This is a genomic window from Bordetella genomosp. 12 (genome assembly GCF_002261355.1).
Classification (GTDB): Bacteria; Pseudomonadota; Gammaproteobacteria; order Burkholderiales; family Burkholderiaceae_B; genus Bordetella.
Genome location: NZ_NEVU01000003.1, coordinates 535,061 through 549,094 on the forward strand (window position 1 = coordinate 535,061; position 14,034 = coordinate 549,094).

The following is a 14,034-nucleotide window of genomic DNA, read 5'->3' on the forward strand; positions in this document are numbered from 1 at the left end:
ACACATCGCGTTACTGCGTCCTGGTCAACCCGGTGGCGCTTACCCGCTACCTTGTCGTTTCAATCGCTGTAGGAGATCACTGCAATGCTCAAGTTTCTCAGTCCCCTGGCGGCATCGATCCTGCTGGCGGCCTGCGCCGCCCCGGCAGACAAGCCGGTTGCCGCCCCCGATGCCCACACTTCCCGCAGCGCGCTGGACTGGCAAGGCAGCTATGGCGGAGTCCTGCCTTGCGCCGATTGCCCGGGAATCGAGATGAAACTCACGCTCAATGCCGACGGCAGCTATACGCTCAGCCGCCGCTATCAGGATCGCCAGGCCCAGCCCGAACACGTAAGCGGTCGTTTCCACTGGCTGCCCGGCAACGGCACCATCGAGCTCGAAGGCGAAGGCAGCCGCTGGCGCGTCGGTGAAAACCAATTGTCGCTGCTCGACGCCGACGGCAAGGTCATCACCGGCGCCCTGGCCGAGCACTACATCCTGCGCCGCGTCACACCCTGAACCAGGCGCTCAGGCGCTGGCCTCGGGGTGGCGCGCCAGCCAGGCCTTGAGGTCTTCCCGGTAGGTGTCCATGGCTTCGCTATAGAAATCATAGACACAGGGAATGCAGCCGCTTTGGCAACACTCATTGGGGCCGGGCGCCTCGGGCGGCTGCGGGCGCGGGTCATCGGCATCAGTGACCTGTGACATCTGCAATTCCTGGTTAATACGACACTATTAATGCATTGTCCCGCAAAAGGTATGCTTTGACATAACGAATCGCCGGACCTCACGGTCCGCCGTGGGACACTCTATAAGGGCGTTTTCAGGCGATGACTGATTCCAGGCAGGCTCTCCAGGCACAAGGCGTACGCTTCAAAGTGCTGGCCCATATCTTCCCGGTGCTGCGCCACGATGTCATCGGCCCCATTTCCAATGCCGGGCTGGCCGCAGCGATGTTGCATCAACCCGGCGACAGCGAAGCGGGCTCGCGCCGCGAACGGCTCATCGATGAAGTGCAAAGCCTGCTCGACGAAGGCGTGGCCAGCCTGCGCGGCCTGGATGACTGGCTGATCGATCGCGAGCGCCATGGCGACGCCGGCATGCTGTTCGAAGATTGCAGCCGTATCGTATCGGCGCGCCTGCTGGTCACCGGCAAGCGGGTCGCGCTGCCGCCATTCAATATCGTGCCCGAGCTAAGCCTGTTTTCTTCGCGCTACGTCGTTCTGGCCTGGCTGCTATGCCTGCTCGACACCTTGGCCGATGGCCAGGAACTCGAAGTCCGCGCGCCCTCGGCCAATGTGTGGACCGCCGCTCCCGGCGTACTGACGGCCGCGGCGCCCTGGCCGGGCCAACCCGAAGCCATCCATCCCGACGAACTGCAGGTTCTGGCTGCCGCCAGCGGTTGGCAGGCCGATTGCGGGCCGCAACTCTGGACGCTGTGCGGTCCGGCCTTGCGCCAACGGTGAGTCCGGCCCCCGCCGGCAGGCGCCTCGCGGCCAACCCGTCTGCCGTTTGACGCCCTCGCCCTGGCCGCTATACTGGACTCATCGCAAGGACACCGGTCGTCTTTCTTAGCGCGCTCTTGCGGGTCGCGAGCCGGCATGAGCGTGGCGTCTTCACCACGGAGGTCCCCTTATGTTCCCTGAGTTTCGCGAGCAGATTTCCCGTCTCAAGACCGAAAACCCGCACTTCGCCAAGTTGTTCGACAAGCACAATCAGCTGGATCAGCAGATCCAGAACATGGAGGCGGGCAGAGAAACGGCCACGCCCCTCGAGATCGAAAAACTCAAGAAAGAAAAACTGCACATCAAGGACCAGCTCTACGTCCTGCTCAAGGAGGCGTGAGGGTCCGGCCTGAGCGCCCGCGGCCGCCAGCAGGCGGCCGGGACTGCCGCCGCGCCATCGGCGCGGCATGCCGCTCACGGGTGTGACGCCGCGCTCAGACTTGCGGCTCGCGCCCGGCCTGCAGCGCGGCCTGGGCCCGCCGCGATGACAGCAAGGCCAGCGTCGTGCTCACGCCCAGCGCCACCAGCAGAAATGCCCCGGTAAGTTCGGCCACCCCGGTCCAGCCAGCCAAGGCCCAGCTCTTGCCGCCGACCGACCCCAGCACGCTCGACCCCAGGTAATACACCAGCAGGTAAAGGGCGGCGGCCTGCGCCTTGTAGCCGCGCGCCATTTGACCGACCCAGCCACTGGCCACCGCGTGCGAGGCGAAAAAGCCGAACGTGAACACCACGATGCCGGCCACCAGAATGGCCAGATTGTTCGACAGCGTGAGCAGCAGCCCGCTCAGGGTCAGCACCGTGCCCCACACCAGCATGACGCCGCGGCCGTGCCGGTCAGCCAGCCGGCCGAAGAGGGTCGAAGCGAAGATACCCACCAGATAGACCACGAAAATGCTGCCGATGAAGGTCTGGCTAAGCGAAAACGGCGGCTGCAGCAACCGGAAGCCCACATAGTTGTAGACGGTCACGAACGAGCCCATCAGCAGGCCGCCGAGCAGAAACAGGCTGACCAGCGGGCCATTACGCAAATGCGCGGCCAAACCCTTGCGAGCCTCGCGCCAGCCATTGCCGCGCTTGGGCGCGAAACGGCGCGAGGCGGGCAACAACCAGGTAAACAGCACGGCAGCCAGCACCCCGAGCAGCCCCAGCGTACCCAACGCGGCACGCCAGCCGAAAAAGTCGGAGACCAGACCGGTGATGATCCGGCCCGTCAAGCCGCCGAACGCGCTGCCGCTGATATAAAGCCCCATGGCAAAGCCCAGCGTCTCGGGTTCGACCTCTTCGGCCAGATAAGCCATCGCCACCGCCGGCACCCCGCCCATGGCGATGCCTTGCAAAGCCCGCAGCACCAGCAGGCTGTTCCAATCCGGGGCAAATGCCGCCAGCGTGCCCAATACAGCCGAGGCGATGAGCGAGGCCGCCATGACGCCTTTGCGGGGCAAGGCCTGCGACCCCATGCCGACGACGAAAATGGCCAGCGCCAGCATGCCGGTAGACAGTGACAGCGACAGGCTGCTTTGCGCCGGCGAAATCTGGAAGTTATGGGTGAACAGCGGCATCAGCGGCTGGACACAATACAGCAGGGAAAACGTGGCGAAGCCGGCGGCAAACAGCGCCCACTGCGCCCGATGCAGCGCGGGGGTCCCGCGGCGCAGATATCCCTGCCCCTCGTCCGCGGCGGGCGCGGGCGTCGGTGAAACGGAAGAATGAGGGGCGGACATGGCAGCAATCTCGAAAAACAGCGACCTGATTGGTCATGGCTTCACGGTAGACTTTCCCCCTGCATTTGTCCAATATATGAAACCATCTATCGTCATACTTTAAAAAAATGGAACTGAGGCATCTGCGTTATTTCGTCGCCGTGGCTGAAGCCCTGCACTTCACGCGCGCGGCCAAGCGCCTGGGCATCGGGCAGCCCCCGCTGAGTCTGCAGATCCAGCAGCTCGAGCGCGAGATCGGCACCCCGTTGCTGCTGCGTCTGCCGCGCGGGGTGGAGCTGACCGAAGCCGGTGCCCGCCTGCTCGACGACGCCCGCAGCATTCTGGCCGCGGCCGATCGCGCGGTGGACACCGCACGCCGCCTGGGGCGTGGTGAGCGCGGCTCGGTGAGCGTGGGCTTTACCGCCTCGGCGGTTTTCCACCCCTATTTGCCGCGCGCCATTCGTGCTTACCGCGATCGCTATCCCGGTGTGCACCTGTCCCTGTCGGAAAGCACCTCGGCGGCATTGCTGCAGGCCTTGCGCCTGGAAGAAGTCGACGTCGCCTTCGTGCGCCCGCCTTATGCCCTGGATCCGGACTGCGCGACCGAACGGGTGCTCGACGAGCCCATGCTGGTGGCCCTGCCCCCCGGCCATGCCTTGTGCCGCAAGCGCAGCGTCCCTATGAAAGACCTGGCCCAAGAGGAGTTCGTGCTTTATCCCCGCCCCATCGGCGCGGGTCTCTACGACGCCATTCTCTCGGCCTGCCTGCGGGCCGGCTTCACGCCGCGCGTCATCCAGGAGGCGCCGCAGATGGCCTCCATCATCAGCCTGGTGGCCGCCGGCGTCGGGATCGCCATCGTCCCGGCTGCCATGCGGCATATGGGCGCCGAAGGGATCGAATACCGCCCCATCCGCGGCGATGCGCCGCGCGCCCTGCTGGACATGGCCTACCGCCGGCATGAACGCTCCACGGCCGCGCGCAACGCCATCGCCCTGCTGCGCGAACTCGCCCCGCCGCCCGCCTGACGCCCACGCGGCGGCGCGATCTAGTATCCTTGCCCCGCCTGCCATCCCGTCCTAAAGAGATTCGCCATGTCTGTCCTGCAAGTTGGAATCGCCGGATTCGGCGCCATCGGCCAAGCCGTCGCCCATGCCCTGGACCAAGGGCTGCCCGGCCTGAGGCTTGCGGCCATCGCGGTGCGCCAGCCCGAGCGGTACGCAGACCGGCATTGGCAATCGGATAAACCGGCTTTCACCGACCTGGCCGGGCTGGCCACTCGCTGCGACATCGTGGTCGAAGCCGCGCCGGCGGCCGTCTTTCGTGAACTGGCCGAACCCGTGCTGCGGGCCGGCAAGAAGCTCATGGTGCTCAGCTCCGGGGCCTTGCTGCGCAACGAAGATCTGATCGACACGGCCCGGCAGCACGGCGGCCAGATCATTATCCCTTCGGGCGCCATTCTCGGGCTGGATGCCTTGACCGCCGCGGCCGAAGGCCAGATCCACTCGGTCACCATGATCACGCGCAAGCCGCCGCTCGGCCTGGCCGGCGCGCCGTATCTGCAGACCCATGGCATCGACGTCAGCCGCATCACCGAGCCCACCCTGGTGTTTCGAGGTTCGCCGCGCGACGCGGCCATCGGTTTCCCGGCCAATCTGAATGTGGCCGTCAGCGTCTCCCTGGCCGGCATCGGCGCGGACCGCAGCACGCTGGAGATCTGGGCCGACCCGAGCGTCACGCGCAATGTCCATCGTGTCGAAGTGGATTCCGACTCGGCCAGCTTCTCGATGGAAATCCAGAACATCCCCTCCGAAAACCCCAAAACCGGCAAGATCACGGCCCAGAGCGTGGTGGCAGCCTTGCGCAAACTCACAGCCCCTTTGCGCGTGGGCACGTGAAAAATGGCTTGTCGATAATCCAGCCGCTGCAAAATCGGATACGCTTTCGCGCTCGCGGATCCGACACCGGATTCCTGTATTCCGGATCTCCCTTTTGATTATGTCGCACCTGTCTGACCTGCCTCGCGGAGGCTTTTAATGCTTGTCGGAAACTACGACCCCACCCTGGTGCTGATATCGCTTGGGGTCGCCATCCTGGCCTCCTATACGGCGCTGGGGATGGCCAGCCGGGTCAGCTCGACCGAGGGGCTGGCAGCACGCTTCTGGTTGTTGGGCGGCGCCTGCGCCATGGGCCTGGGCGTCTGGTCCATGCACTTCATCGGCATGCTCGCGTTCAGTCTGCCCATCGCCCTGGGCTATGACCTGGCCCTCACCGGGCTGTCCTTGCTCATTGCGATCTGCAGCTCCGCGTTTGCCCTGTGGGTCGTCACCCGCAGCAAGCTGCCGCGCTTGCGCCTGGCGGGCGCGGCGCTGCTCATGGGCTGCGGCATCGCCGCCATGCACTACGTGGGCATGGAAGCGATGCGCATGTATCCCGCCATCGAGTACTCGCCCTGGCTGTTCGTCCTGTCGGTGGTGGTCGCCATCCTGGCGTCGGGCGCCGCGCTCTGGATCACCCACCGCCTGCGCCACAATCGTCCAGGTGCCCCGGCCTACCGCATTTTCGCGGCCGTCGTCATGGGCCTGGCCATCGTCGGCATGCATTACACCGGCATGGCCGCCGCGCGATTCGCCGAAAACAGCGTCTGCATGGCCGTGCTGCATGGCATCACCGCGGGCTGGCTGGCCGCCAGCGTGACAGCCGTCACGCTCAGCGTGATGGGTATCGCGCTCGTGGTGGCCGTGCTGGACACCCGCCTGGAAGCACGGACCTCGGCCCTGGCCAGCTCGCTGGCGCAGGCCAACGAAGAACTGCTGCACCTCGCGTTGCACGATGCGCTGACCCAGTTGCCCAACCGCGCCCTGCTCGATGAGCGCCTGGTTCAGGCCATTGCGCGCGCCAAGGCGGCCCGCGGCCACCTGGCGGTGCTCTTCATCGATCTGGATGGTTTCAAGGCCGTCAATGACGCCTATGGCCACCAAAGCGGTGACACCCTGTTGCGCCAACTGGCGCGCCGCATCGAGGGCGAGGTGCTGCGTCCGGGGGATCTCGTCGCGCGCCTGGGAGGCGACGAGTTCATCGTCGTGGCCGACATGATCGAGCCCACCGATGCCGCCAACCTCGCCGAAAAGCTCATCGAAGTCTTGTCGCGCGAGGCCGTCGTCGATGGCAACACCCTGTCCGTGACCGCCAGCGTGGGCATCTCCATCTACCCGGCCGACGGGGAAGACGGCCGAACCCTGCTCACGCACGCCGACGCCGCCATGTATCACGCCAAACGGCTGGGCCGCGATCCGCGCTACAGCTATTTCGAACCGGCCATGAACGAGAACGCCCGCGAGCAGTTGCAGCTGCTGCAGGATCTGCGCCAGGCGCAGGCGCGCGGCGAGCTGGTGCTGTACTACCAACCCAAGTTCGTGGCCCCGTCGGGCCCGGTCGTGGGGGCCGAGGCCCTGCTGCGCTGGAATCACCCCAAGCGCGGCCTGATTTCTCCGGTCGAGTTCATCCCCATCGCTGAACGCACCGGGCTGATCTTCGCGATCGGGGAGTGGGTCCTGGACGAAGCCTGCCGCCAGATGCGTATCTGGCGTGACCTGGGGCACAGGAACTGGACCGTGGCGGTCAATCTATCTGCCATGCAGTTTTCCCAGGCTGGTCTGGTCGACACCATCCGGGACACCCTGGCGCGGCATCTGCTGCCAGCCACTTGCCTGGCCATCGAAATCACCGAAACGACCGCCATGCGCGACGCCGAAGCCAGCCTGACCGTGCTGCGCGAACTGGCCGATCTGGGCGTGGCGATTTCGATCGATGATTTCGGCACCGGCTACTCGAGCCTGCTCCACCTGAAGCGGCTGCCGGCCAGCGAGCTGAAGATCGACCGGGGCTTTATCAGCCAGCTCGAACACGACCAGGAAGATGCCGCCATCGTCTCGGCCATCATCGCCCTGGGCCAGCGCCTGAATCTCAAGATCGTCGCCGAAGGCGTCGAGACCGCGGCTCAGCAACGTTTCCTGACCGAACTGGGATGCGACTCGCTGCAGGGATTCTTGCTGGGCAAGCCGCTGCCGCCGCAGGATTTTCTCAAGGCAGACTTCGCTCGCAATCAGGATTGACCCGCACGCGGCTTGCCAGGCAAGCCGCGTATCCGCTACAACCACAGCGTTGATGCCGGGATACGCCCCACCCCTTCCTCCCGGCCCTCGGAGACAGAGTCATGCGCCTTCGGCCGAATGTTGACTTTCAGCAAGTGCTTTCCCGCAGTCTGCTCGATCTCTTCATCCGGATCAGCCTCATCGGCGGCCTGGTCTACTGGTGCTACCGCGTCGCCGAACCTTTCATCGGCCTGCTGCTGTGGTCCATCATCCTGGCCATCACGCTGGCCCCCCTGCATCACCGGATCACGCGCTGGCTGGGCGGGCGGCCCAAATCCGCCTCGCTGCTGTTGGTCATTCTGACCCTGCTGGCTTTTATGATCCCCGGCGCGCTGCTGGCCAGCTCGCTGGCAGAAAGCCTGCGCAAGCTGTTTCATCAGGCCGAAGGGCAGCCCACGCTGCGCATCCCGGATCCGCCCAGCTTCATCTCCAACGTGCCCCTCATCGGCGACCGGCTGCATGACGCCTGGATGCTGGCCACGCAAAACGTCGAAGCCGCGCTCAAGCCGCTGCAACCGGTGCTGACCGACGCGGCCAAATGGCTGCTCAATAGTGTCACCACCGCCGGCATGGAATTCCTGGTGTTTCTGGCCGCCGTGGCCATCGCCGGGCTGGTGCTCGTCTATGACAAACACAGCAAGCGCATGGCCGACGATATCGCCGGGCGCATCGCCGGTGCGCAACGCGGCCATGAACTGGTCCAACTCATCGTGACCACCATCCGCGCCGTGGCGCAGGGGGTGATCGGCGTGGCGCTGATCCAGGCCGCGCTCAGCGGCCTGGGCATGCTGGTCGCAGGGGTGCCGGGCGCGGGCATCTGGGCCATCGTGGCCCTGGCGGTGTGCATCGTGCAACTACCGATTTTCATTGTGCTGCTGCCCGCCACCATCTATGTCTTCATGACCAACAGCACCACCATGGGTGTGGCGTTCGCCATCTGGAGCGTACTCGTCAGCCTGGTGGACAACATCCTCAAGCCGCTGATGCTGGCGCGCGGGATCAGCATCCCGCTGCCCATCATCCTGATCGGCGCGCTCGGCGGCGTGGTCGCCGCCGGCATCGTCGGCCTGTTTCTCGGGCCGGTCGGCTTTGCCCTGGGTTATGTCCTGTTCATGCAGTGGGTGCGCGATCCGCTCGTGACCGCCACCCCCGAGATCACGTCTTCAGACGATAGCCCGTCTTGAAGATCCAGCGCACCGTCAGCAGGCAGATGGCAAGAAAGAGCAGCGTCATACCGATGCTCACGCCCAGATTGACGTCTGCCACGCCGAAGAAACTCCAGCGAAACCCGCTGACCAGATAGACCACCGGATTGAACATCGTCACCGTCTGCCAGAAGGGCGGCAGCATGTGGATGGAGTAGAAGGTGCCGCCCAGGAAGGTCAGCGGCGTGATGATCATCAAGGGGATGATCTGCAATTTCTCGAAGCCGTCGGCCCACACGCCGATGATGAAACCGAACAGGCTGAAGGTCACCGCCGTGAACACCAGGAAGACCACCATCCACACCGGATGCTGGACTTCATAGGCCACAAACAGCCTGGCGGTGATCAGCATGATCAAGCCGAGCAGAATGGATTTGCTGGCCGCCGCCCCCACATAGCCGATGACGATCTCCACATAGGAGATCGGCGCGGAGTGAATCTCATAGATCGTGCCCGAAAACCGCGGCATGTAGATGCCGAAAGACGCGTTGGCCACGCTCTGAGTGAGCAGCGACAGCATGATCATGCCGGGCACGATGAAAGCGCCGTAGCTCACTCCGTCGATCTCGACCATATGCGAGCCGATGGCCGAACCGAAGATCACGAAATACAAGGAGGTGGAGATCACCGGCGAGGCCACGCTTTGCATGAGCGTGCGCCAGGCGCGGGCCATTTCAAACAGATAGATGGCGCGAACTGCGTACCAATTCATGATTGTGCACTCACCAGACTGACAAAGATTTCCTCCAGGCTGCTCTCGGAGGATTGCAGATCGTTAAAACCGATGCTGAGCGCATCGAGCTCACGCAACAAGGGCTGCACCGGATTGATCTCGCCCTGGCTGTCGTAGGTATAGACCAGCACCCTGCCCTCGTCGCTAAGCGCCAGGTCGTAGCGCGCCAACGCGGGTGGCACGGCAGCCAGCGGCGCCGTCAAGGCAAACACCAACTGCTTCTTGCCCAGCTTGCGCATCAGCGCGTGGGTCTGCTCGACCAGGATGATCTCGCCCTTGCGGATCACGCCGACCCGGTCGGCCATCTCCTGCGCTTCTTCGATGTAATGCGTGGTGAGAATGATGGTCACGCCCTGCTCGCGCAAACGCCGCACCATTTCCCACATGCCGCGCCGCAATTCGACGTCCACGCCGGCAGTGGGCTCGTCGAGAAACAAAATGCGCGGCTCGTGCGACAGGGCCTTGGCGATCATCACACGGCGCTTCATGCCGCCGGACAGCGCCATGATGCGGCTGTCTTTCTTATCCCAGAGCGACAGATCGCGCAGAATACGTTCGACCAACGCGGGATTGGCCGGTTTGCCGAACAGCCCGCGGCTGAAGCTCACGGTATTCCAGACCGTCTCGAAAGCGTCCGTGGTGAGCTCCTGCGGCACCAGGCCGATGGCTTGCCGCGCAGCACGATACTCGCGGACATTGTCATGCCCGTCGGCCAGCACCCGTCCGCTAGTGGCGTTGACGATGCCGCAGATGATGCTGATGAGCGTCGTTTTCCCCGCGCCATTGGGGCCCAGCAACGCGAAAATCTCACCCCGCTGAATGTCGAGATTGATGTTTTTCAGGGCCTGATGACCCGAGGCATAGACCTTGGAGAGGTCTTGTACAGAAATCACACTATCGCCGGACACGGCCACCTCGCTTGTTATCCTGGCCGTTGGCGGGCCACACGCAACGATAACCCACTGGGCGCCGGCGCCCGGAGCGCAGGCGGCCAAAGACTGAAGTCGCGCTTGCCGGCCAATGGGACCACAAGCCAGGCACAGGCGGGCCCGCCGGGGGCCCGCCTCACGCTCAGGCCAGCGTCAACGTCACGTCGATATTGCCGCGCGTGGCGTTGGAATACGGGCAGACGATATGCGCCTTATCGATCAATTGCTGCGCGGTGCTGCGCTCCAGGCCGGGCAGCGCAATGGTCAGCGCCACCTCAATGCCAAAACCGTGGGGCAAGGGGCCGATACCCACCGCCGCCTGCACCGACAGATCGGCAGGCAGCGCGATATGTTCGCGGCCAGCGACGAACTTCATCGCGCCGATAAAGCAGGCGGCGTAGCCCGCGGCAAACAATTGCTCCGGATTGCTACCCTGGCCGCCTGCGCCGCCGAGTTCCTTGGGCGTGCTCAGCTGGATATCGAGGTGCTTGTCGGAAGACACGGCACGGCCGTCGCGGCCGCCCGTCGCCTGGGCCTGAGCACGGTAGAGAACTTTTTCGAGAGACATGGACGTTTCCTTAAGAGATTCGCGCCGCAGCGCGGGTGGGCGGACGACCGCCGGAATCAAACTAATTAGCTCACTATTAAATAGTGTGCGATATACATGACGGCGCCTGCGCGATCAGGCGCTGCCTACTCCTGCATCAGCTCGGCACGCAAGCGTTCCAGCCGGGCTTTCAGCGCCAGCGCCTCGTCGGCCGAACAGGACAGCGCTTGCGCAATCCCTTTGGGCACCGCCAGGGCTTGGCTCTTCAAGGCCCGCCCCGCCTCGGTGAGGCTGATGATGACCTGCCGCTCATCATGCGCTCCCCGCTCACGGCGTAGCAGGCCTGCGCTTTCGAGGCGCTTGAGCAAGGGCGTCAGCGTGGCCGAATCGAGAAACAGCCGCTTGCCGATGTCCGAGAGCGTCAGCCCATCCTGCTCCCAAAGCACCATCATGACCAGATACTGCGAATAGGTCAGCCCCAGTTGCGCGAGCAGCTTGCGGTAAACCTTGTTCATGGCCAGCGTGGTCGAATGCAGGGCAAAACAGAGCTGGTCATCCAACAACAGGGAGGACGGAGCCGTGGGCGTCTTTGCGTGCGTCATGCAGGCATATTAGATCGTACACTATCAAATAGCAAGCGATATTGAAGGATCGAGGTGCGTCATGGGATGCGGGAGCAAAAAAAGAGGGGACCCCTCGGTCCCCTAAAACACTCCACCCTACAAACAGGTATTACTGCATCCGAAATGCGTCGCGACTCAGGCCGCGCGCGCCTCGCCGTGCTCGAACTGCGCCTCTTCGGTCGAGCCGGTCAGCGCCGTCGTGGAGGAACGTCCGCCTTCGATGGTCTGGGTCACGGCATCGAAATAGCCGGTGCCCACTTCACGCTGGTGCTTGACGGCGGTAAAGCCCAGTTCGGCGGCGGCGAACTCTTTTTGCTGCAGTTCGACAAACGCGCTCATCTGGCGGCGGGCATAACCATGGGCCAGCTCGAACATGCCGTAGTTCAAGGAGTGGAAGCCCGCCAGCGTGATGAACTGGAACTTGTAGCCCATGGCGCCGAGCTCACGCTGGAACTTGGCGATCGTGGCGTCATCGATATTCTTCTTCCAGTTGAACGACGGCGAGCAGTTGTAGGCCAACAGCTTGCCCGGATACTTGCGGTGAATGGCCTCGGCGAACTTGCGGGCGTACTCCAGATTGGGCGTGGAGGTCTCGCACCAGATCAGATCGGCATAGGCGGCATAAGCCAGGCCGCGCGAAATCGCCTGATCGATACCGGCACGCGTGCGGAAGAAACCCTCCACCGTGCGCTCACCGGTAATGAACGGACGGTCATTCTCGTCGACATCGCTGGTGACCAGGTCGGCCGCATCGGCATCGGTGCGGGCCAGCAGCAGCGTGGGCGTGCCCATCACATCGGAAGCCAGGCGGGCAGCGACCAGCTTGGCCACGGCCTCACGGGTAGGCACCAGCACCTTGCCGCCCATATGCCCGCACTTCTTCACCGACGCCAGTTGATCCTCGAAGTGCACGCCTGCCGCACCCGCTTCGATCATGCCCTTCATCAATTCGAAAGCATTGAGCACACCGCCAAAACCCGCTTCGGCGTCGGCCACGATGGGCGCAAAGTAATCCACATAACCTTCGTCGCCCGGATTCTTGCCCTCCATCCACTGGATCTGATCGCAACGCGCCAGGGCATTGTTGATGCGGCGCACGACCTGCGGCACCGAGTTGGCCGGGTACAGCGATTGGTCGGGGTACATCTCGCCGGCCAGATTGGCGTCGCCTGCGACCTGCCAACCGGAAAGATAGATGGCCTTGAGCCCGGCCTTGACCTGCTGCATGGCCTGATTGCCCGTCAGCGCCCCCAGCGAATTGACGAAGGGTTCGCTGTGCAGCGACTGCCACAGCCGGGTGGCGCCCCGGCGGGCCAGCGTGTGCTCCACCTGAGTGGAGCCGCGCAAGCGGATGACCTCGTCGGCCTTGTAGGCACGCTGGATGCCTTTCCAACGGGGGTTTTCGGCCCAGTCTTGTTCCAGCTGGCGGATATCAGTCTCGCGTTGGCTCATGGTGTCTCTCCGGTAATGGGTTTGCGAAACAGAGGATTCAGGGTCTGTTTGTTTTGCCGCGAATCCATGCCACACAGTCTACGGAGATGCTGCGCAGCAGCGCAGCCTTCCACCACCTTTCGATCGAGTTATTTTTTATATAATTATCAATGACTTACATTTCTTATTCCACATTGCAAAATGCGTTTTAACGCCGTGAAATCCGCTTTCGTTGCTGCGCAGCATGCGCTTTCACATGCCGCGATCCTGATTTCACGATATAAAAAAACGTTGGGTTCAAAGCCCTACAATGCAGGCATCGTTCGCTTCATTTCTTTCCTCCATGCCGCTTACCGACGCGCCGCTGGGCCATAGCGTGGCCTACCCCTCCAAATATGATGCTTCGCTGCTGTTTCCCATCCCGCGGGCCGAGAATCGCGCGGCGCTGGGCCTGAACAGCCTGCCGGCGCTGCCTGGCACCGCGCTGCCTTTTCATGGCACCGACATCTGGAATGCCTATGAGCTTTCGTGGCTGGATCCCAAGGGCAAGCCGCGCATTGCCATGGCGAGCTTTCGCGTCCCGGCCGACAGCCCCAATATCATTGAGTCCAAGTCCTTCAAGCTCTACTTGAACTCTTTCAACCAGACCCGCCTGGCCAACGCCCAGGCGCTGCGCGAGCGGCTCGAAACCGACCTGTCGGCGGCGGCTGGCGCGGCCATCGAGATGGACTTCATCCTGCCGCAGCGTTTCGACACGCTGCGCATCGTGGAGCTCGACGGCATCACGCTGGACAAGCTCGACGTGGACATCGACCGCTATGACCCGGCGCCCGAGCTGCTGCGTTGCGCCGCAGGCGAGATCGTCGAGGAAACGCTGGTCTCGCGGTTGCTGAAATCAAACTGCCCGGTGACCGGCCAGCCGGATTGGGGTTCGGTGCAGATTGCGTATCGCGGCAGGCCCATCGACCGGGCTGCCCTGCTCAAGTACATCATCTCGTTTCGCCAGCACGCAGAGTTTCACGAGCATTGTGTCGAACGCATCTTCTGCGACCTGATGCGGGCCTGCCAGCCCGAGCAGCTTGCGGTCTACGCCCGCTACACCCGGCGCGGCGGGCTGGACATCAACCCCTGGCGTAGCAACGGCGCCGGCCCCGCCCCCGCCGACGTGCGTACCGCGCGCCAATGAATTCAGGCCCCTCGGGGCCTGAATTCATTGCGGTGGGGCGACGCC

The 14,034-nt window shown here is 63.8% G+C and carries 15 protein-coding genes; 8 read left to right on the top strand and 7 right to left on the bottom strand.

Annotated elements, in window-relative coordinates; genetic code table 11:
- Positions 1 to 84: 84 nt before the first annotated feature.
- On the top strand, positions 85 to 498 hold the full coding sequence (locus tag CAL22_RS14625; RefSeq protein WP_094814452.1) for a copper resistance protein NlpE: 414 nt from the start codon (positions 85 to 87) through the stop codon (positions 496 to 498).
- A 9-nt stretch (positions 499 to 507) separates the two neighbouring features.
- On the opposite strand, the gene CAL22_RS14630 is transcribed toward CAL22_RS14625, so the two are convergent.
- Complete coding sequence (locus tag CAL22_RS14630; protein ID WP_094814454.1) at positions 508 to 687, bottom strand: oxidoreductase-like domain-containing protein; 180 nt, start codon at positions 685 to 687, stop codon at positions 508 to 510.
- A 122-nt stretch (positions 688 to 809) separates the two neighbouring features.
- Between CAL22_RS14630 and CAL22_RS14635 the strand changes: the two genes are divergently transcribed.
- Together CAL22_RS14635 and CAL22_RS14640 are read left to right on the top strand one after the other, a co-directional pair.
- Positions 810 to 1,445: a hypothetical protein gene (locus CAL22_RS14635; protein WP_094814456.1), complete on the top strand. Its 636-nt coding sequence runs from the start codon at positions 810 to 812 to the stop codon at positions 1,443 to 1,445.
- Between the two features lie 169 nt (positions 1,446 to 1,614).
- The gene (locus CAL22_RS14640; RefSeq protein WP_094814458.1) at positions 1,615 to 1,824 is read left to right on the top strand and encodes a YdcH family protein; all 210 of its coding nucleotides are present in this window, start codon (positions 1,615 to 1,617) and stop codon (positions 1,822 to 1,824) included.
- 94 nt (positions 1,825 to 1,918) lie between these two features.
- Here the strand turns inward: CAL22_RS14640 and CAL22_RS14645 are convergent, their stop codons facing one another.
- On the bottom strand, positions 1,919 to 3,205 hold the full coding sequence (locus tag CAL22_RS14645; protein ID WP_094814460.1) for an MFS transporter: 1,287 nt from the start codon (positions 3,203 to 3,205) through the stop codon (positions 1,919 to 1,921).
- Positions 3,206 to 3,312: 107 nt separating this feature from the next.
- Here CAL22_RS14645 and CAL22_RS14650 point away from each other — a divergent pair, with 107 nt between their 5' ends.
- The 4 genes from CAL22_RS14650 to CAL22_RS14665 all read left to right on the top strand — a co-directional run bounded on the left by CAL22_RS14650 (position 3,313) and on the right by CAL22_RS14665 (position 8,519).
- Positions 3,313 to 4,209, top strand: coding sequence for a LysR family transcriptional regulator (locus CAL22_RS14650; RefSeq protein ID WP_094814462.1), 897 nt, complete (start codon positions 3,313 to 3,315; stop codon positions 4,207 to 4,209).
- Between the two features lie 66 nt (positions 4,210 to 4,275).
- Positions 4,276 to 5,079: an aspartate dehydrogenase gene (locus tag CAL22_RS14655; RefSeq protein ID WP_094814464.1), complete on the top strand. Its 804-nt coding sequence runs from the start codon at positions 4,276 to 4,278 to the stop codon at positions 5,077 to 5,079.
- A 138-nt stretch (positions 5,080 to 5,217) separates the two neighbouring features.
- Entirely contained in the window at positions 5,218 to 7,296 is a 2,079-nt protein-coding gene (locus CAL22_RS14660) for a putative bifunctional diguanylate cyclase/phosphodiesterase (protein ID WP_094814466.1), read from the top strand.
- Positions 7,297 to 7,397: 101 nt separating this feature from the next.
- Positions 7,398 to 8,519, top strand: a complete 1,122-nt coding sequence (locus tag CAL22_RS14665; protein ID WP_094814468.1) for an AI-2E family transporter — start codon at positions 7,398 to 7,400, stop codon at positions 8,517 to 8,519.
- Here CAL22_RS14665 and CAL22_RS14670 read toward each other — a convergent pair.
- The 5 genes from CAL22_RS14670 to aceA form a co-directional block, all read right to left on the bottom strand.
- On the bottom strand, positions 8,491 to 9,252 hold the full coding sequence (locus tag CAL22_RS14670) for an ABC transporter permease (protein WP_094814470.1): 762 nt from the start codon (positions 9,250 to 9,252) through the stop codon (positions 8,491 to 8,493). The two genes, CAL22_RS14665 and CAL22_RS14670, sit on opposite strands and share 29 nt — an antisense overlap.
- Complete coding sequence (locus CAL22_RS14675) at positions 9,249 to 10,166, bottom strand: ABC transporter ATP-binding protein (RefSeq protein WP_348271691.1); 918 nt, start codon at positions 10,164 to 10,166, stop codon at positions 9,249 to 9,251. Before CAL22_RS14675 ends, CAL22_RS14670 begins: the two co-directional genes overlap by 4 nt.
- Before the next feature lie 178 nt (positions 10,167 to 10,344).
- Positions 10,345 to 10,770: an organic hydroperoxide resistance protein gene (locus CAL22_RS14680; protein ID WP_094814472.1), complete on the bottom strand. Its 426-nt coding sequence runs from the start codon at positions 10,768 to 10,770 to the stop codon at positions 10,345 to 10,347.
- 125 nt (positions 10,771 to 10,895) lie between these two features.
- The gene (locus tag CAL22_RS14685) at positions 10,896 to 11,351 is read right to left on the bottom strand and encodes a MarR family winged helix-turn-helix transcriptional regulator (protein WP_094814474.1); all 456 of its coding nucleotides are present in this window, start codon (positions 11,349 to 11,351) and stop codon (positions 10,896 to 10,898) included.
- 156 nt (positions 11,352 to 11,507) lie between these two features.
- Entirely contained in the window at positions 11,508 to 12,824 is a 1,317-nt protein-coding gene (gene aceA / locus CAL22_RS14690) for an isocitrate lyase (RefSeq protein WP_094814476.1), read from the bottom strand.
- Between the two features lie 322 nt (positions 12,825 to 13,146).
- Here aceA and queF point away from each other — a divergent pair, with 322 nt between their 5' ends.
- On the top strand, positions 13,147 to 13,989 hold the full coding sequence (gene queF / locus CAL22_RS14695) for an NADPH-dependent 7-cyano-7-deazaguanine reductase QueF (protein ID WP_094816649.1): 843 nt from the start codon (positions 13,147 to 13,149) through the stop codon (positions 13,987 to 13,989).
- Positions 13,990 to 14,034: the final 45 nt, after the last annotated feature.

Bases quoted from the DNA above. Each gene is read 5' to 3' on its own strand.
- CAL22_RS14645 (WP_094814460.1), bottom strand. From the start codon at position 3,205: ATGTCCGCCCCTCATTCTTCCGTTTCACCGACGCCCGCGCCCGCCGCG.
- CAL22_RS14660 (WP_094814466.1), top strand. From the start codon at position 5,218: ATGCTTGTCGGAAACTACGACCCCACCCTGGTGCTGATATCGCTTGGG.
- CAL22_RS14685 (WP_094814474.1), bottom strand. From the start codon at position 11,351: ATGACGCACGCAAAGACGCCCACGGCTCCGTCCTCCCTGTTGTTGGAT.
- CAL22_RS14655 (WP_094814464.1), top strand. From the start codon at position 4,276: ATGTCTGTCCTGCAAGTTGGAATCGCCGGATTCGGCGCCATCGGCCAA.
- CAL22_RS14670 (WP_094814470.1), bottom strand. From the start codon at position 9,252: ATGAATTGGTACGCAGTTCGCGCCATCTATCTGTTTGAAATGGCCCGC.
- CAL22_RS14640 (WP_094814458.1), top strand. From the start codon at position 1,615: ATGTTCCCTGAGTTTCGCGAGCAGATTTCCCGTCTCAAGACCGAAAAC.
- CAL22_RS14650 (WP_094814462.1), top strand. From the start codon at position 3,313: ATGGAACTGAGGCATCTGCGTTATTTCGTCGCCGTGGCTGAAGCCCTG.
- CAL22_RS14665 (WP_094814468.1), top strand. From the start codon at position 7,398: ATGCGCCTTCGGCCGAATGTTGACTTTCAGCAAGTGCTTTCCCGCAGT.
- queF (WP_094816649.1), top strand. From the start codon at position 13,147: ATGCCGCTTACCGACGCGCCGCTGGGCCATAGCGTGGCCTACCCCTCC.
- CAL22_RS14630 (WP_094814454.1), bottom strand. From the start codon at position 687: ATGTCACAGGTCACTGATGCCGATGACCCGCGCCCGCAGCCGCCCGAG.
- aceA (WP_094814476.1), bottom strand. From the start codon at position 12,824: ATGAGCCAACGCGAGACTGATATCCGCCAGCTGGAACAAGACTGGGCC.
- CAL22_RS14625 (WP_094814452.1), top strand. From the start codon at position 85: ATGCTCAAGTTTCTCAGTCCCCTGGCGGCATCGATCCTGCTGGCGGCC.
- CAL22_RS14635 (WP_094814456.1), top strand. From the start codon at position 810: ATGACTGATTCCAGGCAGGCTCTCCAGGCACAAGGCGTACGCTTCAAA.
- CAL22_RS14680 (WP_094814472.1), bottom strand. From the start codon at position 10,770: ATGTCTCTCGAAAAAGTTCTCTACCGTGCTCAGGCCCAGGCGACGGGC.